The 20,560-nt window shown below is 41.2% G+C and carries 21 protein-coding genes; 9 read left to right on the forward strand and 12 right to left on the reverse strand.

Annotated elements, in window-relative coordinates:
* Positions 1 to 9 precede the first annotated feature (9 nt).
* The 5 genes from LG307_RS06705 to LG307_RS06725 all read right to left on the reverse strand — a co-directional run bounded on the left by LG307_RS06705 (position 10) and on the right by LG307_RS06725 (position 5,015).
* Entirely contained in the window at positions 10 to 675 is a 666-nt protein-coding gene (locus LG307_RS06705) for a lysophospholipid acyltransferase family protein (RefSeq protein WP_404449224.1), read from the reverse strand.
* Complete coding sequence (locus LG307_RS06710) at positions 644 to 1,435, reverse strand: carotenoid biosynthesis protein (protein WP_404449226.1); 792 nt, start codon at positions 1,433 to 1,435, stop codon at positions 644 to 646. The genes LG307_RS06705 and LG307_RS06710 overlap by 32 nt, the downstream gene beginning before the upstream one ends.
* A gap of 141 nt (positions 1,436 to 1,576) precedes the next feature.
* Positions 1,577 to 2,956 carry an ammonium transporter gene (locus LG307_RS06715; RefSeq protein WP_404449228.1) on the reverse strand — a complete coding sequence of 460 codons (1,380 nt, stop codon included), beginning with the start codon at positions 2,954 to 2,956 and terminating at the stop codon, positions 1,577 to 1,579.
* Positions 2,957 to 2,981: 25 nt separating this feature from the next.
* Positions 2,982 to 3,323 carry a P-II family nitrogen regulator gene (locus LG307_RS06720; RefSeq protein WP_404450397.1) on the reverse strand — a complete coding sequence of 114 codons (342 nt, stop codon included), beginning with the start codon at positions 3,321 to 3,323 and terminating at the stop codon, positions 2,982 to 2,984.
* A 339-nt stretch (positions 3,324 to 3,662) separates the two neighbouring features.
* Complete coding sequence (locus tag LG307_RS06725) at positions 3,663 to 5,015, reverse strand: MATE family efflux transporter (protein WP_404449230.1); 1,353 nt, start codon at positions 5,013 to 5,015, stop codon at positions 3,663 to 3,665.
* A gap of 119 nt (positions 5,016 to 5,134) precedes the next feature.
* On the opposite strand from LG307_RS06725, the gene LG307_RS06730 reads away from it, so the two are divergent.
* Positions 5,135 to 6,007 carry a helix-turn-helix transcriptional regulator gene (locus LG307_RS06730; RefSeq protein ID WP_404449232.1) on the forward strand — a complete coding sequence of 291 codons (873 nt, stop codon included), beginning with the start codon at positions 5,135 to 5,137 and terminating at the stop codon, positions 6,005 to 6,007.
* Between the two features lie 73 nt (positions 6,008 to 6,080).
* Here LG307_RS06730 and LG307_RS06735 read toward each other — a convergent pair whose 3' ends face one another.
* Positions 6,081 to 7,844 carry an alpha-glycosidase gene (locus LG307_RS06735; RefSeq protein ID WP_404449234.1) on the reverse strand — a complete coding sequence of 588 codons (1,764 nt, stop codon included), beginning with the start codon at positions 7,842 to 7,844 and terminating at the stop codon, positions 6,081 to 6,083.
* A gap of 437 nt (positions 7,845 to 8,281) precedes the next feature.
* Here LG307_RS06735 and LG307_RS06740 point away from each other — a divergent pair, with 437 nt between their 5' ends.
* The 5 genes from LG307_RS06740 (at position 8,282) to LG307_RS06760 (ending at position 14,538) form a co-directional block, all read left to right on the forward strand.
* Positions 8,282 to 9,577 (forward strand): extracellular solute-binding protein, encoded by a 1,296-nt coding sequence (locus LG307_RS06740; RefSeq protein WP_404449236.1) that lies wholly within the window; start codon positions 8,282 to 8,284, stop codon positions 9,575 to 9,577.
* A gap of 81 nt (positions 9,578 to 9,658) precedes the next feature.
* Positions 9,659 to 10,951, forward strand: a complete 1,293-nt coding sequence (locus LG307_RS06745) for an ABC transporter permease subunit (RefSeq protein WP_404449237.1) — start codon at positions 9,659 to 9,661, stop codon at positions 10,949 to 10,951.
* A complete protein-coding gene (locus tag LG307_RS06750) occupies positions 10,951 to 11,793 on the forward strand; it encodes a sugar ABC transporter permease (protein WP_404449239.1) in 843 nt (280 codons plus the stop codon). The genes LG307_RS06745 and LG307_RS06750 overlap by 1 nt, the downstream gene beginning before the upstream one ends.
* Positions 11,794 to 11,882: 89 nt before the next feature.
* On the forward strand, positions 11,883 to 13,433 hold the full coding sequence (locus LG307_RS06755) for an alpha-amylase family glycosyl hydrolase (RefSeq protein ID WP_404450398.1): 1,551 nt from the start codon (positions 11,883 to 11,885) through the stop codon (positions 13,431 to 13,433).
* Between the two features lie 79 nt (positions 13,434 to 13,512).
* A complete protein-coding gene (locus tag LG307_RS06760; RefSeq protein WP_404449241.1) occupies positions 13,513 to 14,538 on the forward strand; it encodes a LacI family DNA-binding transcriptional regulator in 1,026 nt (341 codons plus the stop codon).
* Positions 14,539 to 14,592: 54 nt separating this feature from the next.
* Here LG307_RS06760 and LG307_RS06765 read toward each other — a convergent pair whose 3' ends face one another.
* A complete protein-coding gene (locus tag LG307_RS06765) occupies positions 14,593 to 15,456 on the reverse strand; it encodes an SDR family oxidoreductase (protein WP_404449243.1) in 864 nt (287 codons plus the stop codon).
* 81 nt (positions 15,457 to 15,537) lie between these two features.
* Between LG307_RS06765 and LG307_RS06770 the strand changes: the two genes are divergently transcribed.
* Complete coding sequence (locus LG307_RS06770; protein ID WP_404449244.1) at positions 15,538 to 16,038, forward strand: GNAT family N-acetyltransferase; 501 nt, start codon at positions 15,538 to 15,540, stop codon at positions 16,036 to 16,038.
* 55 nt (positions 16,039 to 16,093) lie between these two features.
* On the opposite strand, the gene LG307_RS06775 is transcribed toward LG307_RS06770, so the two are convergent.
* Positions 16,094 to 16,585, reverse strand: coding sequence for a YajQ family cyclic di-GMP-binding protein (locus LG307_RS06775; RefSeq protein ID WP_404449246.1), 492 nt, complete (start codon positions 16,583 to 16,585; stop codon positions 16,094 to 16,096).
* A 205-nt stretch (positions 16,586 to 16,790) separates the two neighbouring features.
* Here LG307_RS06775 and LG307_RS06780 point away from each other — a divergent pair, with 205 nt between their 5' ends.
* Entirely contained in the window at positions 16,791 to 17,645 is an 855-nt protein-coding gene (locus tag LG307_RS06780; RefSeq protein WP_404450399.1) for a S1 RNA-binding domain-containing protein, read from the forward strand.
* 41 nt (positions 17,646 to 17,686) lie between these two features.
* On the opposite strand, the gene LG307_RS06785 is transcribed toward LG307_RS06780, so the two are convergent.
* The 3 genes from LG307_RS06785 to LG307_RS06795 form a co-directional block, all read right to left on the reverse strand.
* Positions 17,687 to 18,085, reverse strand: a complete 399-nt coding sequence (locus LG307_RS06785) for a hypothetical protein (protein ID WP_404449247.1) — start codon at positions 18,083 to 18,085, stop codon at positions 17,687 to 17,689.
* 74 nt (positions 18,086 to 18,159) lie between these two features.
* Positions 18,160 to 18,291, reverse strand: coding sequence for a DUF3941 domain-containing protein (locus LG307_RS06790; RefSeq protein ID WP_404449249.1), 132 nt, complete (start codon positions 18,289 to 18,291; stop codon positions 18,160 to 18,162).
* Positions 18,292 to 18,355: 64 nt separating this feature from the next.
* Positions 18,356 to 19,219, reverse strand: coding sequence for a DegV family protein (locus LG307_RS06795; protein WP_404449250.1), 864 nt, complete (start codon positions 19,217 to 19,219; stop codon positions 18,356 to 18,358).
* 214 nt (positions 19,220 to 19,433) lie between these two features.
* On the opposite strand from LG307_RS06795, the gene LG307_RS06800 reads away from it, so the two are divergent.
* The gene (locus tag LG307_RS06800) at positions 19,434 to 20,279 is read left to right on the forward strand and encodes a YitT family protein (RefSeq protein WP_404449252.1); all 846 of its coding nucleotides are present in this window, start codon (positions 19,434 to 19,436) and stop codon (positions 20,277 to 20,279) included.
* A gap of 44 nt (positions 20,280 to 20,323) precedes the next feature.
* On the opposite strand, the gene LG307_RS06805 is transcribed toward LG307_RS06800, so the two are convergent.
* Positions 20,324 to 20,560: a DUF3813 domain-containing protein gene (locus LG307_RS06805; RefSeq protein WP_404449253.1), complete on the reverse strand. Its 237-nt coding sequence runs from the start codon at positions 20,558 to 20,560 to the stop codon at positions 20,324 to 20,326.

A 20,560-nucleotide genomic window follows, 5' to 3' on the forward strand; every position in this document is an offset into this window, starting at 1 on the left:
AATCCATGTTTAAAGTAAAGAGTGATAACTGCTGGTAGTTTGGTCAATCACATCCTGCTTCACACTATCTAGCAGGCGGGTATAGTGATACTCCAGAGATTCGTTTTTCTCCCGGGAGGAGCTGCCGTTAAGTTGAGAATAATAGAAAGGTTCTTCCAGTTTAATATAAACTTCGGGCTTTCGTTCACCAGTGAAAGTATAGTATAGACATACCGGAACAATCGGAATATCAGTACTCTTTGTTATATGCAAGGCTCCCGGCAAAAAACCAAGTGGACGGATCTCAAGGTGTCGCTCATCTCCCTGCGGAAAAAGCCACAACGTTTTTCTGTCTTTTAGTCTTTCTTTTGCATAATTCATAGACCGTACGATGTCCTTAGGATTGTCTCTGTTGACAGAGAAACCTCCAATTTTACGGAAAAAGGGGAATTCCCGGATTCCTTTTTCGTGCATCATCACATAGCTCTCCTGTTTAATGACGACTTGATTCAAGTGGAAAACAACCAATGCGTCCCACCATGTACTGTGATTGACAATAAATAATGCAGGAGAAGGGGGGAGGCTTGCTCGATCGCCTTTGGCATAATACACTCCCTTAAAATGAAACCGGAGGAACCGCTTATTAAATTGATGGAAAAAATAATCAAACATTTTGCTTTTTTTTGCTGGAATCATGAAAGAGCTCCTTTGACTTCAGTGTAGCCAAATATAATAAAAGGGTGGGAACGACAGTGACCGTTAATGCCAGGTAAAGCTCTGCAGTTAAGGCAATCATACAGAACATCCCGATCATCAAACCATACAATACATACATATTCTTCTCCCAATAGTGATTTTCCTTTGGGGAAATATTTTTCGAAAGTAATAATATAACTAGGTGAAACACGAAAGAAAGTCCAAACCAGCTGTAAAAATTGAACATGGGAATGTTGTAATAGAAGCTGGTCCCTTCCCAAATCCAATATTCCTTGGCGATAAAGGCAACAGGGTCAATGATTAGATCCAGCACAACAGTCGCCAAAGCGGCAAGGATTGCTTTAGAAATAACGGTTGCATTCGGAATGACTCTATTTGCCAACACATGTGACGTTGAAATGACCAATACCCAAGCAAAGCCAATGGTAATAGGCACATCCATCAATTTTGGTCCGAAATAGGAATTATAATAATAGTCTCCAAAAAGAAAACCGTATTTTACGCCGAAATGCTCTGCGGCCATTGCCACAAAAAAGACGAGAAGTGTAAAGAAAACCCCGGCAACACGGTAATTTTTGATAAAATAAATGGCTCCTAGCGTTCCTGCGGTCACAAGGAAGACGACATTCGCCCATTCTAACCAAGGTGGCAAGAGGTCAAAAGTAAGTAACACGACCCCGCATATGTACCAAATGATAAAAAATCGGACAATCAGCTTCTCCCACAAGTTAATCTTCAACAATATCACCTCTAAGAGGAATTATATCATTATAGTTTAATGATTGTATAGGTTTTGTATACATTGAAAAGCGATCCAACAGGCATAGCCATTGGATCGCTTCATTCTTCCTAATATCTATGATAGGCAAAAGGGAATGCTTTAAACTTCCTTCACTTTTGCTTTTTTTGTAGTGCCGCCTAAATTGTTTAAGCGATGAACTAAACCTGTGCCAAATTCCGGTGCCGAACTATTATCAGAAAAGACCGACTCTCTGAGTTCATAAGCAGAAGAACCATGCTCTGCAAAATCAAGCCCAGAGATTTCTTCTTCCTTCGTAACGCGGATACTTGTAAAACGGGTAACGATGAACAGGAATAGACCAACAGAGCCGATTGTCCATGCAGTAACTGCCAATACACCAATAGCTTGAATACCCAGTTGTGAAATACCCCCGCCGTAAAATAAGCCGGTAGAAGTGGAGAATAATCCTACAGCAAGTGTACCCCAAATGCCGCAAACACCGTGTACCGCAATGGCGCCAACCGGATCGTCAATTTTTGCTTTTCTGTCAATAAAGGTAACTGCCTCCACTAAAAGAACTCCAGCTACCAATCCGATGAAAATTGCTCCAATGGGAGATACATCTCCCGTTCCTGCTGTAATCCCAACCAATCCAGCTAATGCACCGTTTAATGTCAAGGAAGCATCGATGCGTTGATAACGGAATTGCGTATAAAATGCAGAGGCAAGTACTCCGGCAGAAGCAGACAGCAAAGTAGTTGTAATGACATGTGGAATCAGGGATGGATCTGCAGCTAACGTGCTCCCTCCGTTAAATCCAAACCAGCCAAACCATAAGATGAATACCCCTAGTGCACCTATTGGAATATTATGTCCGGAAATGACGTTAACTTTGCCGTTTGTATATTTTCCTAGACGAGCTCCTAAGAATTTAACAGCTACAATAGCCCCAAGTGCACCAGTGAGATGAACGACAGTGGAACCTGCAAAATCAGTAAATCCTAGCTCAGACAACCATCCGCCGCCCCATACCCAATGACCAACTATCGGATAGATAAAGGCTGTCATGGCAACCGTTAATAAAATATAGCTTGAAAGCTTCATCCGCTCTGCGACAGCACCGGAGATGATAGTGGCGCAGGTTGCTGCAAACATTGCTTGGAAAACGAAGAAACCGATTTGATCTTCGTGACCTGTAAGGAAAAATCCGTCGAGTCCCGTAAAGCCCCCTAGTGAACTGCCGAACATGAGTGCATAACCTATTGCCAAGTATAAAACGGATGCAATGGAGATGGTGAGGAAGTTTTTCATTAAGATATTTAAGGCGTTTTTAGAACGGGTAAAGCCCGATTCTACCATAGCAAATCCTGCGTGCATAAAAAATACTAATAGAGCGGCAACCATAATCCAAACCATATCAAGAGAGACGCTTAACCCTTCAACGGTTGGCGCTTGTGCATGTGCTGTGGAGCTGATCAATAATCCGCCTGTAACAAGTAATCCAATTTTTTTCTTCATCTTTTATCATCCTTTCTTTGGTAGGTTAAATAATTGCAAGCTTTCCGTTCTCTCCGGTTCTGATCCGGATGGCATCTTCAACTGGGTAAATGAAGATTTTTCCGTCTCCCACTGTGTTGGTAGAGCATATTACCTGAATGATTTGTACAATCTCATCAACAAACTCCGATTCCACAACCATTTCCACTTTGACTTTAGGCAAAAGTTTAATCTCGAATGTGTTTCCTCTAAAAAGACCTTGTTGTCCTTTTTGTTGTCCGCAACCAGCTACTTCAGAGACGGTTAAGCCATTGATTCCGACTTCTTCCAACTTTTCACGAAGAGCGCGGAATGTTTCAGGTCTAACGATGGCTTCCACTTTTTTCATCATAATCTCTCCCTTTAGTTAATGTTATGTTTCCTAACATCTGTAGTTATGTTTTATATCATATTCTATAATTATGCGGGGTGCAATAGTAATTATCAAAAAATTCAGTCGAAAGCGCTTACTAGTTTGTTAGGAAATCTGACATAAGGAAGGGTGGAAAGGAAGAGATAAAAAAAAAGCCCCCGATTGGAGAGCTTTTCAGCTGTGGATTGGAGCAAATGGCGGAGACTCCAGCGGGGGAGTAACGGTAGATTGAGACCCCTGAAGCGTTGTGAGGAGGCTCAAGCACCGTCCCGCGGAAAGGAACAGCGGTGATCAACAAATAACAAAAATATAACTCTATGAAGCTTTTTCGTGGACAAAGGATTTGTTTACCCAAATGCGGGACTTCCAGCGGTACAGCATGATAATGCCGCGCAGCCACTCATCTAAGATCATCGCAATCCACACACCGACTAAACCGAAGCCAAAATGAATCCCGAGGATATAAGAAACAGTGACGCTGATTCCCCACATCGATAATATCCCAATATAAACAGGGAACCTCACATCACCCGCAGCACGCAAGGCATTAATGACAACCAGGTTAAACGAACGCCCAGGTTCCAATATCACGGTAAATAATATTAACGTACCGCCAAGTGCAATAATATCTGGGTTATCCGTAAAGAATCCTAAAAGAGTATCAGAGAAAAATGCAATCGGAATGGCGGTCAAAATGGAAATTAAGATGGCAAGGCGCAAGCTTTTTATACAGCGCTTGTATGCTTCCTCTATTTTACCTGCACCAATTTGATGACCAATCATTATTTGTGTACCTTGGCTGATTGCAACGCTGAACAAGAAAATAAACATCATTAAACTTTGTGCATACACCTTTGTTGTCAAAGCTTCTGTACCTATCATGACAATGAAATACGTAATGACAATTTGGGAAGTGTTATAGGAAAGGTGCTCCCCGGCTGATGGAATGCCTATTTTTAATAAATTTTTCAAATGTTCTATTGGCAGTTGGAACATCTTTTTGAAAGGTAAAGTTTCTTCTACTCGTTTGAAAAGAAGAATGGTTATGACAATCAATCCTAACGCCCGGCTTGTTACAGTGGAAATTGCTACCCCTTCCACCCCTAGGACAGGGATGCCGAAAGGACCGAAAATAAATAAGTAGTTTCCGATTACATTGATAATATTCATTCCAATGGTCACATACATGGCATCTCGTGTGAAACCGTAGCTTCTGATGGTAGCTCCGATCGTTATGACCAATGCCTGGACAAAGGAGAAAATACCGACCATTTTAAGATAAGAGTCTGCTTCTGTTAAAAGTTCGGGAGGGAGGTCCATCAACAATAAAAGTTTGGAACTGAAAAGGAATACTGCGATACTGATGGCTACACTGAAAATTAGATTTGCCCCGATAGAGACAACCGTAACTTCTGCTGCGAGCTTCCTGTTTTTTGAACCTAAATACTGTGCGACCAGAATCGTCGTACCGGTTGCGATAAAACCAAACATGACAATCAGCATAAACAAGATTTGATTGGCAACCCCGACAGCTGCCACAGAGTCATCTGAATACTGACTCAACATTAAGATATCTGCATTTCCCATTAACATGTGAAGAAGAACTTCTATAAATATTGGCCATGTTAAGGCGAAGAGGGTGAGTTTCTTTGTATTTGTTTCTTTCATAGTGGTTACTCCTTTTGATGATTCCGACATAAAACCATTCCTAGTTTAAACGGATTTCATTATAATAGAAAGAGATGATTTCGATACTTATTGGATTTTTACGACTTGAGGTGTAAGGAATGTCAATGATAGCTATGTCCATCCCGCCTTTTCCAACTTTCATCAGGGGCGGGGAATATACGTTTACTAAAGGGGAACGGCACTTTTCCAGAGTGTTTACCGTTTTCGATCTTTTATATGTGAAAAAGGGTACTTTATTTATGCAAGAAAACGATAATAGGTTTGTTGTGAAAGAAGGACAATATGTGATTTTAGTTCCGGGGGCAAGACACGAAGGCTTTGCGGATTGTACAGAGCAAACGGACTATTTCTGGTTGCATTTTGTTATTCCGGGAAATGATTATCAGATGGTTGAGGATAAAAATCTGGATTGGTCTTTTGTCTATAAAAAAGAACCAACATTTACAGAAGTAGGGTATTACCAGTTTCATATACCACAATGGGGCGAGGTGAAGAGAAGGGAGATCGTAGAACAACAGTTGGAGACGCTTTTGACTACTAGAGATGGGGATGCCCATGTCCCGGATGATTACTTAAAGCAGCAGATCCAATTCTCTGAGTTCATCGTTCAATTGCAAAAAGAGGCATTTTCCATTCCCAGTGCGACCGAGAAAGTTTGTGAGAGTGCGATGAAATTCATTCAGGAAAACTATAAGAATCCCATTAATATGAGTGTGTTAAAAGAGGTGTTAAATTTCCATCCAGATTATTTAACTCGTTGTATGCAAAAAACAATCGGATTAAGCCCCATACAGTACTTAACTCATTATCGGTTGCATCATGCGAAAAAGTTATTGGCGGTAACAGAGTATAAGGTCTCGGCAATCTCTCGTGAGGTGGGCATTGAGGATGTGACGTATTTTTCTAAGTTGTTTAAGAAGATGGAAGGGACGACACCACTGGAGTACAGGAGATTGGTGCATAGGAAGTGAGTGTATAAACAACAAAAAGCCCGCTAATTTGGCGGGCTTTTCATCTCAAAACTTACTCACTAAAATCAGTAACTCAAAATTTCAAAATTTTAAATCCATATGCCGGCAGCATCGCTTGCAAAGTTGACGCTTCTGCAGCGAACTCTTCACCGTTCCACAGGTCGCGCAATACTTTGCCTTTTACATTCTCAGGAAGTGTCACGACTAAATCCTGTTTGCTGTTGTTAATAACAAATAGGATTCTTTGGCCGGTAGATTCAGAAACTTTCTCATACATGACATGATTGGTCTCATCACTTGCTTCAATAAAGCGGATGTCGCCGTGGTTTCCGAATACAGGGAACTCTTTGCGAAGAGAAATCAATTGCTTCACAAACTCAAACATATCACGATCTTGTTTTTCTTCTTCCCACACCATGCACTTCCGGCAACCAGGATCTTGTTCGCCTGTCATGCTGAACTCATCACCATAATAGATACATGGGGCGCCGACAAAGGATAATTGAAATAAGAACAATAGCTTTAATTTATCTTTACTTTCCCCGCTGATTGTCAGAATACGAGGAGTGTCGTGGCTGCCTAACAAGTTGAATGCAACTTCGTTTACATTAATAGGGTAAGAGTGCATCACCTTAGAAATAGAATTGGCAAACTCAACGGCCTTTGTCTTGTTTTTAGCAAGATAGTCAAGGGTAGCTGTGGTAAATGGATAGTTCATGACTGCGTCGAATTGATCACCTTGCAGCCATGGCATGGAATCATGCCAAATTTCCCCCAAGATATAAACATCTTCTTTCTCAGCCTTTACCGCTTTACGGAAATCTCTCCAGAACTGGTGATCCACTTCGTTCGCGACATCCAACCTCCAACCGTCGATGTCAAATTCCCTTACCCAATATCGGCCAACTTCTAATAAGTATTCCTTTACAGCAGGATGCTCCGTATTGAGCTTAGGCATATCAGAAACAAAGGCAAAAGCATCATAATTCGGTTTAGGCTTTGTTACTAAAGGAAAGTCCCAGATGTGGAACCAATCCTTATACTTTGATTTTTCTCCATTCTTCAAGACATCTTGAAACGGTTCCCAATAATAGCCGCTATGGTTGAAAACGGCATCAAGCATTACCTTAATTCCGTTCTCATGACAAACTTCCACAAGCTTCTTAAACGTTTCTTTTGTCCCGAACTGCGGATCAATTTCCATGTAATCAATAGTGTCATATTTATGGTTGGATTTTGCTTTAAATATTGGAGTGAAGTAAATACCTGTGATGCCTAGTTCCACTAAATGGTCAATATGCTCCATAACCCCCTCGAAGTCACCGCCGAAAAAGTTGGTTGTCGAAGGTTCTGTGCTTCCCCATGGTAGAGAGCCGGGTGGATCGTTCTCTTTGTTGCCGTTCCCAAAGCGTTCAGGGAAGATTTGATACCAAACTGTGTCCTTTACCCATGAAGGAGCTTCGAAAACATCAATCTTATTTAGAAATGGAAAGCAGAAATATAGTCCGCAATCTTTAGGTTCCTCTTCATAGAATCCTTTTTCATTGTAAACAAGCTCTTCTTCCCCTGATTTCAGTGCGAAACCATAACGAAGACGTCTGAACTCTGGCGAAACTTCTGCTATCCAATAATCATAAAATTCGTCTGATCCCGTTTTCTTCATAGGTTTTCTAAGTGAAACCCATTCACCATCTTCCCATACGTATGGATCCCCATGAATCAATTCTACCGATTCAACATCTTCTTTCTTTGTTTGAAGACGGATGTGTAAAGTTGTTTCATTATAGGCGTATGCAAAGTTGTTCTTGGGACGATGGAATATTGCTTCCTTAAGCATATAACATTCAACCTCTCCTTCATGCAATCGCTTGCATTTATTGCGAAAAAAAATGGTTGAAATGGTTTCATTGCCATTTTATTCAACATAAGGGTATTCCAAAAAAGAAACAATGTCAATGAAAAGAGAAAGGATGACAAAGTGGGAAGAGGCCAGAAAAAATCCAAGTAATGCAAAAGTCCCGAAAATAATTGTAGAAACCTATATATGCCAAGGGTCTATATGTTTTATTGACTTTGTGCAACCACCTAATCTATCAATATATTAAAGTTTTTTGAAAAAACAGGTTGTCAATTGGGCGAATACATGTATAATAAAAAGTGAAAGTTGTGCAATCGTTTTCATTAAAAATGTAAGCGTTATATGTTTTCGCTTACATTTATGCAATCGTTTGTGCAATTTAGTAGAAAGATTATTCAAATGACGGAGGGGTCAAAATGAAAAAGTTTTTAGCAATGCTTATGGTTGCTGTTCTAACACTAGGCGTACTTGCAGCTTGTGGTCCACAACGTGACACAGGTAACAACGCAGGAAGTAACGGCGGTTCAGCAGAAGGCGAAGGCACTACAACTGAAGGTGTAGATAAGCCTGAAAAATTAACAGTATGGGTAAACGATGATGAAAAACAAAGAGCAGCATTAGATGAAATCTTTGCAGCTTATACGGAAGAAACTGGTATTGAAGTAGAAGCTACTGGTATTTCTATGTTGGATCAAGTAGAAGCACTTGCACTTGATGGTCCTGCTGGTAATGGTCCAGACGTATTCTTCGGTCCGCATGACCGTCTTGGTGATATCGTACTTCGTGGTCTTGCAGACCCAATCGACTTAGGTGAAGATGCTTCTCTTTACAGTGAAACTGCTATGAATGCAGTAACAGTTGATGGTGAAGCATATGGGGTACCTCAAGTTCTAGAAACTTACGGTATGTTCTACAATAAAGATCTTGTATCTGCAGAAGAAATCGCAACAATGGAAGGCCTAATGAAAGTTGCTGAAGAGCAAACGGATGCTGGTCAAGACAAATACGGATTCTTAATGGAAGCAACTAACTTCTATTTCATCTATCCTTTCTTCGCTGGTAACGGCGGTTATGTATTCAACAACGATGGTTCTGGTTTCGACGCTACTGACATCGGTCTTGCTAATGAAGGCGCTGTACAAGGTGGAGAACTTATTCAATCTTGGTTCGACAACGGATACATCCCGAAAGAAATCAACGGCGACATCATGAGTGGTCTTTTCACAGAAGGTAAAGTTGCAACTGTACTTACTGGTCCTTGGAACATCGCTACTTACAGAGATGCTTTAGGTGACAAATTAGGAACAGCTACATTACCAAAGCTTGAAAATGGTGATGTTCCTAAGTCTTTCGTTGGTGTAAAAGCTTGGATGTTAAGTTCTTACTCTGAAAATCAAGAGTGGGCAATCGACTTAATGAAGTTCATCACAAACTATGACAATGCAATGAAATACTATGAAGCTGCTGGTGAAATGCCTGCACTTCAAGAAGCATTAGATAGCGAAGAAATCGCAAACGATGAAATCATCGGTGCATTCGCTGAGCAAACTCAATATGGTGAGCCAATGCCAAACATTCCACAAATGCAACAAGTTTGGGATCCAATGGGTAGCGCTCTTCAATTCATCGCTAACGGAGACGATGTTGGTGAAGTATTAGAAGAAGCAGTTCAAACAATCGAAGATAATATTGCTGCTAGTGGAGCGCAATAATTACTAACGATTAAACCTGGTGGGTAGACTAAGCTGCAACGCTAGTCTATCCACTATATTTCTTTAAAAGGAGGATCTGCTATGTCAGGCACAGCAACTGAAAAAATGCGCTCACACAATCCAACATTAGCGATGGTCCTTTCCATTATATTTGCTGGGTTAGGTCAACTCTATAACCGCAGATATGCGAAAGGGATTACATTCATCATCATCGAAGCTGCATTCTTAATTACTTTTTTCGAGTTTCTTAACATTGGTTATTGGGGACTATTCACACTTGGAGAAATTCCTAGAGTAGACCACTCCATCTTTTTATTAATACAAGGACTAATTTCTGTTATTATCACTGTTTTTGCAGTGGCCTTATACTACCTGAACGTAGTGGATGCGAGAAATAATGCAATCGATTTGAAGTTGGGAAAAGAAAAGCCGACTGTAAGAGAAGCGCTTAAAAACTTCTATGACAACGGATTTCCATATTTCATGGTTATTCCAGGCTTGATCCTTCTTTTATTCATTGTAGTACTTCCTTTAATGTTCATGGTTTCCTTGGCATTTACCGATTACAACCTATACAACACGCCTCCAAGAGCATTATTGAGTTGGGTAGGCTTTGAGAACTTTACAAGTCTGGTATCGATTCCATTATGGAAAACGACTTTCGTAAGTGTTTTTGCATGGACAATTGTTTGGACAGTTTGTGCGACAACTGGACAAATTGCGCTAGGACTATTCCTGGCATTGCTAGTAAATGACCCCCGTATAAAATATAAACGCTTTATCCGTACAATTTTGATTTTACCTTGGGCAGTACCTGCTTTCGTTACAATTTTGATTTTTGCTGCGATGTTCAATGATCGCTTTGGTGCCATTAACCGTGACATCTTAAGTACCATCGGTGTTGCACTTCCATGGTTGACAGATCCGTTCTATACAAAAATAGCGATTATCATGATTCAAACATGGCTTGGATTCCCGTTCGTTTTCGCATTGTTCACAGGTGTTCTTCAAAGTATCTCAAAAGATTGGTACGAAGCGGCAGATGTGGATGGCGGAACACGTTTCCAGAAATTCCGTTTCATCACTATGCCACATCTTTTATTTGCAACCGCACCATTACTAATCATGCAATATGCTGGAAACTTCAATAACTTTAACATCATTTATCTATTTAATCAGGGTGGTCCTGCTGTGCGTGGACAAAATGCCGGTGGATCGGACATCTTGATTTCATGGGTATATAAACTTACATTCGACACGAGTAATTACAACATGGCAGCAGCAATATCAATTATTCTCGGACTAATTGTAGCCGGTTTTGCCTTCTTCCAGTTCCGACGTACTCGTTCGTTTAAAGAGGAGGGGAATATTTAATGAACACAAAAACAAAATCCAAGATCGAAGTATCATTGATCTATCTATTCCTAGGCTTCATGTTCATCATTATTGCCTATCCGCTTTTATGGACAATCGGGTTATCTTTAAATCCTGGAACAAGTCTTTACTCTGCTTCCATGCTTCCGGAAAACTGGTCGCTTGTCCATTACAAATGGCTTTTTACAGATCCGCAGAGTGATTATTTAACCTGGTACAAAAACAGTGTCATTGTGGCTATTGCAAACTCATTTTTCTCTGTTATGATTACAGCCTTTGTTGCTTATGCGTTCTCGCGTTACCGTTTCAGAGGTAGAACATATGGACTTTACGCTTTCTTGCTTTTGCAAATGTTCCCGGCACTAATGGCGATGGTAGCTATCTATATCATGCTTAACATGGTAGGATTACTGGATTCGCTTGTAGGATTGACAATTGTTTATGTTGGTGGACAGATTCCATTTAATGCTTGGCTAGTAAAAGGATATTTTGACACCATTCCAAAAGAGTTGGATGAAGCGGCTAGAATGGACGGAGCTGGACATTTTGGGGTATTCTTCAGAATTATGCTGCCACTTGCTAAGCCGATCTTAGCTGTAGTAGCACTGTTTAACTTCATGGCGCCGTTCACAGACTTCATTCTTCCTAGAATTATTTTAAGAAGTCCGGAAAACTTTACTCTGGCACTAGGATTGTTCAATTTTATCAATGATCAATTTGCCAACAACTTCACCCGATTTGCGGCAGGTTCCATCCTGATTGCCATACCAATAGCTTTGTTATTCTTGTTCTTACAACGCTATTTAATCGCAGGACTTACTGCAGGTGGAACAAAAGGATAAGAATAGTATATAATCGTTTATGGAAAGCAAGGGTTTATTTAACCGTAAACTACACTACTAAAACGATTTAAGGGAGGGAAGCGGAATTGATGAAAAGAGTGATGGGGCTCATTCTCGTTCCGTTTCTTCTTTTTTCTGCATGGTTTGTTCCACCCGTTCAACCTGTAAAAGCTGAAAAAGAAGAACACGCATGGCAAGATGAGATTATTTATTTTATAATGATTGACCGATTTAACAATGGTGACATCTCTAATGACTTTGAGGTGAACCGTGACGACCCGAAAGCATACCACGGCGGAGATTTCAAAGGGATTACAGAAAAGCTAGATTACTTAAAGGACATGGGATTTACAGCCCTTTGGTTGACTCCTATCGTCCAAAATGAAGAAAAAGGGTACCATGGCTATTGGACGGAAGACTTCTATAATACAGAAGAACATTTCGGTACATTGGAAGAATTCAAAGAACTAGTAAAAGAAGCACATAAAAGAGACATGAAAATTATCGTGGATCTTGTTGTCAATCATACTGGTTACCAACACGCCTGGTTAAATGAAGAAGACAAGCAAGACTGGTTTCATCCTAATGAGCCTATCCGAAACTGGGACGATCAAGAGCAGGTGGAAAAGGGCTGGATTTATGGGCTTCCAGATTTAAATCAAGAAAACCCTGAAACCCGAAAGTACCTGATCGATATGGCAAAATGGTGGATTGAAGAAACGGACATTGACGGCTACAGACTTGATACCGTAAAACATGTTCCTAAAGATTTCTGGAAAGAGTTTACGGAGGAAGTAAAGTCAGTTAAAGAAGATTTCTTCTTGATAGGGGAAGTATGGCACGATGACCCGAACTATGTGGCTAGTTATCAAGAAACAGGGATTGATTCGTTTGTAGATTTCCCAACATATAATGAACTTACACGGGTGTTTTCTGGACCTGACGAATCATTGGGACGATTGGATACACTGTTTAAAAACAAGCAAAACCTATATGATAACCCTTATGTCCTTGGAACGTTCCTGGACAATCATGATGTAGAACGATTCACCAGAGCGGCTATCAAAAAGAAACAGCATCCGCCAACACGTTTAAAGCTGGCATTGGCCTATATGTACACCACTCCAGGTATCCCGATCATGTATTATGGGACCGAAATAGCACTTGACGGCGGAGAAGATCCAGATAACCGCAGAGATATGAACTTTAGAGCGGATAAAGAGCTTATTGATTATATTACGAAGCTTGCAGAGTTGCGTAAAACCATGCCAAGCTTGACACACGGCACATATGAAATGGTGTATAACGATAACGCCATGGCCGTGATCAAACGTGAATACGAAGGAGAAATCACCTTCGTTGCGATCAATAATTCCAGTGAAACACAAGTAGCACCAATTGATGCTGATCTTGTTGGAGAAAATCTTGAATTACGGGGTACGTTGGGAGACGAATTAGTTCGTAATTCCGACGGCAAATATACTATCGGACTAGAAAGAGAAACTGCAGAGATCTATACCGTGAAAGAAGATTCAGGTATTAATGTCGGTTTTGTCAGTGCAATGGCCGTAATTTACGGTGGTTTTATTGCTTTTATTGCAGCTGCAATAATTAGAAGAAAGAGAAAGAACAATAAATAAGGTGCCTAACTCCTCCATAGGGGGAAGGGTACTATGAATGTTGTATGCGTTTCCAATTAATGAGGGGAGGGACAGGTGCATGGCAGTTACTATAAAAGATGTTGCGAGAATTGCCAATGTGGCACCTTCCACAGTTTCTCGCGTTATCGCGAACAATCCACGTATAAGTGAAAAAACAAAAAAGCGCGTGAGAGAAGCAATGGAAGAGCTTGGATATCATCCAAACTTTATTGCCAGGAGCTTGGCTAATCAATCCACACAAGTTATCGGACTTGTGATGCCGGCATCAGCAGATAAAACATTTCAAAACCCATTTTTTCCGGAGGTGCTTAGAGGAATCAGCACCGCCGCACATGAAAAACAATATGCACTTCATATGTCAACAGGCGTAACTGGTAACGAGATTCTAGAAGGTGTAATGCAGATGGTTCAAGGCCGTCGCGTTGATGGAATCATCCTTCTATATTCGGCAGTAGAAGATAAAATCATCAAGTATCTGCAAAAAGAATGCTTTCCTTTCGTCGTGATCGGCAAGCCTTTTGAACAGGTAGAAGAGATCACCCATGTTGATAATGACAATTACCGTGCCGCCAAAGAAGCGACACAGCATCTAATCAGCCTTGGTCATAAAAGAGTGGCATTTGTCGGAGGAAGTATCCAATTGGTAGTGACCATAGATCGTCTGCTAGGATACGAAAAAGCAATCAGGGACGCAGGAATCCAATACAAGGATGAATACATCATCCATGAAGAGTTCTTAAAAGAAGGTGGACAAGAAGCGATTTCCGAGCTTCTTTCATTGGAAGAGCCCCCTACAGCACTGGTTGTTTCCGATGATCTCATGTCACTTGGTATCCTTAACACGTTGCATGACATAGGGATTTCCGTCCCAGATCAGATGTCCATTGTAAGCTTTAATAACGTCTTATTAGCAGAAGTGGCGCGTCCGCCATTGACATCTGTGGACATCAACATTTTTCAGCTCGGTTTCCAGGCAGCCAAGACACTGATCCAAAAGGTAAAAGATCCGTCTGAGCCGACAAAGCGAATCATCATTCCTCATACAATGGTGAAGCGCCAGACATGTAAGGATATGACGAAATAATAATTGATGCCGGCCTCTGACGTAGGGGTTGGCATTTTTTATTAGAAATGGGCTTTACCCGTTCACAATTTTCCCGCCATTCACATGGAGCATCTGTCCGGTCATGTAAGAAGCGTCATCACTCGCTAAAAACACATAGCTTGGTGCCACTTCTTCTGGTTGTCCGGGACGTTTCATAGGTGTATTTGCTCCAAAACTCGCAACCTTACCGCTAGAAAACGTCGACGGAATCAGTGGAGTCCAGATAGGTCCTGGTGCTACGCCGTTCACTCTTATCCCTTTTTCAACCAGTTGCAGAGCAAGGGAGCGTGTGAATGCCACTATTGCCCCTTTGGTGGCGGAATAATCGACCAACAGTTCATTACCCGCATAAGCTGTCACAGATGCTGTATTGATAATGGAACTTCCGCTTGTCAAAAAAGGTAGAGCAGCCTTCGTTAAATAGAAAAAGGAGAAAATATTTGTCCGAAACGTTTTCTCTAGTTGTTCTGCCGTAATATCCTCAATGCTTTCCTGTGGATGCTGCTCTGCGGCATTGTTGACAAGGATGTCTATTTTACTGAAATTCGCGATGGTTTCATCAACAATTTGCTTGCAAAAAGATTCTTCCCCAATATCGCCTGCCATCAAGTGACACTTCCGCCCTTCCGCCATAACCTGATTTTGCGTCTCCTTTGCATCTTCGTGTTCATTTAAATAGACGACGACAATGTCTGCACCTTCTTTTGCATAATAAATGGCGACAGCCCTGCCGATTCCGCTGTCCCCACCAGTGATGATCGCGACCTTTTCCTTTAATTTTCCGCTGCCTTTATAGGTCAGATCCTCTGATTTGGGCTTTGGTGACATAGCAAATTCTATGCCAGGTTGCTGGTTTTGATGTTGTGGGGGGAGCGTTTGTTTCTGTTGATTTGTCATAAAAAGCACCTCCAATAATCTTTTCTATTATGAGAAAAGCGCCTATAATTTATCCAAAGGGTGAAAGGGGGGAGAGGTTAAATGATAATAAGAGAAGCAAGAATAGAAGATGCACAAGCGCTCTTGAAGCATGCTAAAAAAGTATATGGTGAAGGTCGCAACCTGTTAACAGCTCCAGAAGAATTCAAGGTAACCCTCGAGCAGGAAGTCCAGTGGCTCCAAGATAACATGGACAAAGGCCACCTGATCCTTGTAGCAGAACAAGATTCAACAATTGTCGGTATGCTAAACGCTACTAAGGGTTCAAGAAAAAGAGTAAACCATATCTGTATGTTTGGCATCAGCATTCAAGATGAATTCTGCAACAATGGGTTAGGAAGCAAGATGATACATAGAATGCTTGATTGGGCAAAAGAGGATGAAGATATAGAAAAAGTATGCCTAGAAGTATTCGCCCACAACGAACGGGCTATCCATGTGTACGAAAAGCTTGGATTTAAAGTGGAAGGAAGAAAAGAAAGGCATGTTAAATTTGAGGACGGAACGTATTCGGATGAACTGATTATGGGACAATTTGTTTAAGAAAATAAAATACCCCCGTCACTTTTTGGACGGGGGTATATATGTAGGTAGTTTTTTAACGGTAGTTTACAAATTGCAAATCAATATCCAAGTCCGCCTCACGAAGAGCAGCAATTACCTGTTGAAGGTCATCACGATTCTTACCTGTTACACGCACTTGGTCATCCTGAATTTGAGTTTTTACTTTTAACCCGGAATTTTTGATGATTGTGTTTATTTTTTTCGTATTTTCTTTATCAATTCCTTGAACAAGCTTACCGCGCTGACGAACTGCACCCTTAGAAGCATCCTCAATCTTACCGTATTGAATATTTTTCGTCGGGACATTTCGCTTAATCATTTTACTAACCATTACATCTTTCAATTGATCCAATTTAAATTCACTGTCTGAAAGAAGAACAAGCTCTTCTTTTTCTAACTTGATGTCACTGACAGAACCTTTAAAGTCAAATCGGTTTTGAATCTCTTTCAACGCAATATTTATAGCGTTTGTCACTTCGGATAAATCTACTTTTGAAACAATATCAAAAGAACTTTCTTTTGCCATGGAAATCCCTCCATCATAGGTTTAAAAATTTTACCAAATGGTAATTGTAAGAAAAATATCGCTTTCTGTTCCTAATTATAGTAGAATAAAGCGATTTGGACAACTTAATCAAAGTCATGTACACTTTACATAACAAACTCCAGCATTCATATAGTATGCGAATGTTGATGATAATAATGGGCAAAAAGGAAGGTATAACGAAATGATGCAAACAGGTACGGTTTTAGAATTGACGGTTGATCGCGAGACGCCGCTTGGATATATGCTAACAGATGGAGAAGAGACTATCCTTCTTCATAAAAATGAAGCGACAAGGGAATTAGGGGAAGATGAGACGGTGGAGGTTTTCTTATACTCTGACCAAAAGAGCCGCATCACAGCTACCATGACCATCCCAAAAGGTCTTAACGGGCATGAGTGGATGGAAGTGGTGGAGCCGCTGCCGGGCCTTGGCGTTTTCATAAACATCGGAATCGCAAAAGATGCCCTTATCCCAGCAGATGATCTCCCTGTATTTGAAGAAATTTGGCCACAAGTTGGCGACCATTTGCTGTGCCGTGTCAAAACGGACCGTCGTGGAAAATTGATCGGAAAACTTGCTACACAAGACGTAATGTTAGACAGATCTATTGAAGCACCCTCTAATATCCTTAATCAAAATATTCAAGGGACCATCTATCGCTTATTAAAAGTTGGCAGCTATATGATCTCCAATGAGGGGTATGTGGGCTTTATCCATAACTCAGAACGCAAGGAAGAGCCTAGGTTGGGCCAGGTAGTGGAAGGAAGGATAATTGATGTGAAGGATGACGGAACCATCAATGTATCTCTATTGCCACGAAAACAAGAAGCAATGGATGAAGATGCACAGGTTATCATGGACTATCTTGAGCTAAGAGGCGGAGCGATGCCTTACAGCGATAAAAGTGCCCCTGAGGACATAAAAGAGCAGTTCAATATCAGCAAAGCCGCATTCAAACGTGCAATGGGCAAGCTATTGAAGCAAGGTATGATCCGTCAGTCCGAGGGTTGGACATATAAGAAAGAAGAAGAAAATTAAAAGTGTGTTCGGCTACGCCGGGTTTACAGCTCATTAGGGGACTATTGGGCTGTTTTTGTTTTGGGGGAGGATGGTTTTGGTGGAAAACGGTCACTTAGAATTGTTCTATAGGCCCGAACCGTCAACAATCCGAGCGAGCTGTCTAATAGAACGGTCCTATAAGCTCGAACCGCCAACAATCCGAGCGAACTGTCTAATAGAACGGTTCTATAAGCTCGAACCGCCAACAATCCGAGCGAGCTGTCTAATAGAACGGTCCTATAAGCTCGAACCGCCAACAATCCGAGCGAACTGTCTAATAGAACGGTTCTATAAGCTCGAACCGCCAACAATCCGAGCGAACTGTCTAATAGAACGGTCCTATAGGCCCGAACAGTCAACCATCCCGGCGAACTGTCTAATAGAAGCGCTTTAAACGCTGCTCTACCCCACCGCCCCACCTAAAATTGTCGACCCTCCCACTAAAAAAGCCGCCCCTGCAAACAGAAGCGACTCCCACCATATATATAAATTCCTACAAATGATCCGTCGTCTTCGAATACTGACGCTCGCCCTTTTGTTCATTCTTCTTACGTTGCATGTTCTTTTCGTGGCGCTTTGCGTTGTTGTCTTTCGCTTTTTTGTCGTTATCGCTTGTATGTGGCATAGAAAAACCTACCCCTTTCTGAAAAAGATAGGAATAGGTTGTCCTGCTTGCATAAAGTTATGTGTTACGCTTTTTTCCCGTTGAGGAAGAATAAGGCGATGGTTCCCGGACCTGCATGAGCTCCTACTGCGGAACCGATGGAAGTGATGGTGAAATCTTCACAATCACAAGACTCCATAATCATTTCTTTTAACGCTTCTGCGGTAGCAAGGTCGTCTCCATGGCTTATTCCGATTCGTTGGCCCAACGTGTCAAAACCATTACGGGCCCGCATGACTTCCACCATACGGCGAAGTACCTTCTTTCGGCCACGAATCTTCTCCAGGGGTACTAACTTTCCGTCTTCCATATGAAGCAAAGGCTTGATATTTAGAAGTCCTCCGACAAATGCAGAGGCTTTGCTAACGCGACCGCCACGTGCCAAATAATCTAAATTGTCCACTGTGAACACATGCTCCATGTGGGTAATATCATAATTCACGGCAGTTAAAACTTCTTCTTTAGAAGCCCCGGCGCTTGCCAGTTCAGCAGCTTTTTTCACGACAAGTCCATATCCTAATGACGCACACTTGGAATCGATAATAGTTAAGTCGAGCTCAGGGTATTCTTCTAATACTTCGTTTTGCATGAGTACGGCAGTCTGATATGTGCCAGATAATTCGGAAGAAAATGCGACATAGATAGCCGTTTCATTTTTCTTGGCTACTTCTGTAAACAATTCTTTCATGAATACCGGTGAGGCTTGTGATGTTTTGACCACTTCGCCACGGCGCATCGCATCATATACCTGGGAAGAATCAATCGTGACCATGTCCTCATATTCGGTCTCGCCAAACAGTACTTTTAACGGAATAAGATCAATCATATCGTCTGCGTAAAACGTTTTATGTAAGTCGCTGGCACTATCTGCAATAATTCTTATTGTCATAAGGTCACCTTCTTTACTATACTTACAAGCATGGGTTAAGCCGAGTGGAAAATTTAACGTTCCTTCCATTAGAGGAATAATGCTCCTTTTTTCAAGTTTACCCATTAATGAATCACTCTTCAAGAAAAGAAATTCGAGATTATCGTTTCGGAAGGGTAAAAAGAGGAAAAATACATAAAATAAGACAGCAGGCTGTTAGGAGGTTTTTGGCCAAATGAATGTACAACAACATGTAAAAAAGGTATTGATCGTATTAGTGGGAGCTTTTTTAAACGCAATTGCAATGAATTTCTTTTTGATACCGGCTGATGTTTATGCAAGTGGATTTACTGGCGTATCCCAGCTGATTTTCCGTATATCAGAAGATTTTCTTCCTTTCACGGTTTCTACAGGTATCACGTTATTGCTACTTAACATACCTGTAACGATTTTAGCTTGGAAAAAGGTAGGGCGCTCTTTTACTATTTATAGTTTCTTAAGTGTTTTTCTGATGTCGTTTTTCTTAGAAGTTGTTCCTATTTACAGCTTTAATGACGACATTTTACTTAATGCCGTATTTGGTGGTGTGATTGCTGCGGTTGGTGTTGGTTTGACGCTTAAGTGGGGAGCTTCTACTGGTGGTTTGGATATCATCGCCATGATTTTATCCCGCATGAAGGACAAGCCAGTCGGAACATATTTCTTTGCACTTAATGCGGTGATTATTGTGACAGCGGGTCTTATATTTGGTTGGGAAAAAGCATTATATACGCTTGTGACGCTTTACGCTTCCACTCGTGTTATTGATGCGATCCATACGAGACATGAGAAGCTGACTGCGATGATTATCACGAAGAAAGGGCAGGCGGTAAAAGAAGCCATCCATGCGAAAATGGTGCGTGGTATTACGGCTGTTCCGGCACGGGGGGCATTTACCGGAGAAGATAAGGAAATGCTGATGATTGTTATTACCCGTTATGAGATGTATGATTTGGAGCGAATTTTAAAAGAAGCGGATCCAAATGCTTTCACTAATATCGTACAGACTACTGGGATTTTCGGCTTTTTCAGAAAAGATTAAAAAACAGCGCATAAGCTCTAAGGCTTGTGCGCTGTTTTCGTGTGTTACTTATCTTGTTGACTGTTGAAAAGTTCTTCCTGCAATTCGCGAAGCTGTGCTTTTTCAGCTTCGTTTGAATTTGCATAAGCGGAGGATAATGCGTTTTTGGCAACACTCATCGAATTCGAGTCGATTTCAGATGAATAATCATGTTTATGGTTATGCTCAGGTGCAGCATCATGTTTGCCCTTTACTACATTCATCACGGCTTCACGAGCTGATTGGAATAATTGGTTTCCCAT

This window comes from Sutcliffiella horikoshii (assembly GCF_044809035.1).
Lineage (GTDB): Bacteria > Bacillota > Bacilli > Bacillales > Bacillaceae_I > Sutcliffiella_A > Sutcliffiella_A horikoshii_G.

Excerpts from the sequence above, each read along its gene's own strand:
- LG307_RS06795 (WP_404449250.1), bottom strand. The coding sequence starts at position 19,219 with ATGACAATAAGAATTATTGCAGATAGTGCCAGCGACTTACATAAAACG.
- LG307_RS06790 (WP_404449249.1), bottom strand. The coding sequence starts at position 18,291 with ATGCCACATACAAGCGATAACGACAAAAAAGCGAAAGACAACAACGCA.
- LG307_RS06765 (WP_404449243.1), bottom strand. The coding sequence starts at position 15,456 with ATGACAAATCAACAGAAACAAACGCTCCCCCCACAACATCAAAACCAG.
- LG307_RS06740 (WP_404449236.1), top strand. The coding sequence starts at position 8,282 with ATGAAAAAGTTTTTAGCAATGCTTATGGTTGCTGTTCTAACACTAGGC.
- LG307_RS06760 (WP_404449241.1), top strand. The coding sequence starts at position 13,513 with ATGGCAGTTACTATAAAAGATGTTGCGAGAATTGCCAATGTGGCACCT.
- LG307_RS06775 (WP_404449246.1), bottom strand. The coding sequence starts at position 16,585 with ATGGCAAAAGAAAGTTCTTTTGATATTGTTTCAAAAGTAGATTTATCC.
- LG307_RS06770 (WP_404449244.1), top strand. The coding sequence starts at position 15,538 with ATGATAATAAGAGAAGCAAGAATAGAAGATGCACAAGCGCTCTTGAAG.
- LG307_RS06715 (WP_404449228.1), bottom strand. The coding sequence starts at position 2,956 with ATGAAGAAAAAAATTGGATTACTTGTTACAGGCGGATTATTGATCAGC.
- LG307_RS06725 (WP_404449230.1), bottom strand. The coding sequence starts at position 5,015 with ATGAAAGAAACAAATACAAAGAAACTCACCCTCTTCGCCTTAACATGG.
- LG307_RS06720 (WP_404450397.1), bottom strand. The coding sequence starts at position 3,323 with ATGAAAAAAGTGGAAGCCATCGTTAGACCTGAAACATTCCGCGCTCTT.
- LG307_RS06800 (WP_404449252.1), top strand. The coding sequence starts at position 19,434 with ATGAATGTACAACAACATGTAAAAAAGGTATTGATCGTATTAGTGGGA.
- LG307_RS06755 (WP_404450398.1), top strand. The coding sequence starts at position 11,883 with ATGAAAAGAGTGATGGGGCTCATTCTCGTTCCGTTTCTTCTTTTTTCT.
- LG307_RS06780 (WP_404450399.1), top strand. The coding sequence starts at position 16,791 with ATGCAAACAGGTACGGTTTTAGAATTGACGGTTGATCGCGAGACGCCG.
- LG307_RS06805 (WP_404449253.1), bottom strand. The coding sequence starts at position 20,560 with ATGGGAAACCAATTATTCCAATCAGCTCGTGAAGCCGTGATGAATGTA.
- LG307_RS06730 (WP_404449232.1), top strand. The coding sequence starts at position 5,135 with ATGTCAATGATAGCTATGTCCATCCCGCCTTTTCCAACTTTCATCAGG.
- LG307_RS06750 (WP_404449239.1), top strand. The coding sequence starts at position 10,951 with ATGAACACAAAAACAAAATCCAAGATCGAAGTATCATTGATCTATCTA.
- LG307_RS06735 (WP_404449234.1), bottom strand. The coding sequence starts at position 7,844 with ATGCTTAAGGAAGCAATATTCCATCGTCCCAAGAACAACTTTGCATAC.
- LG307_RS06745 (WP_404449237.1), top strand. The coding sequence starts at position 9,659 with ATGTCAGGCACAGCAACTGAAAAAATGCGCTCACACAATCCAACATTA.
- LG307_RS06705 (WP_404449224.1), bottom strand. The coding sequence starts at position 675 with ATGATTCCAGCAAAAAAAAGCAAAATGTTTGATTATTTTTTCCATCAA.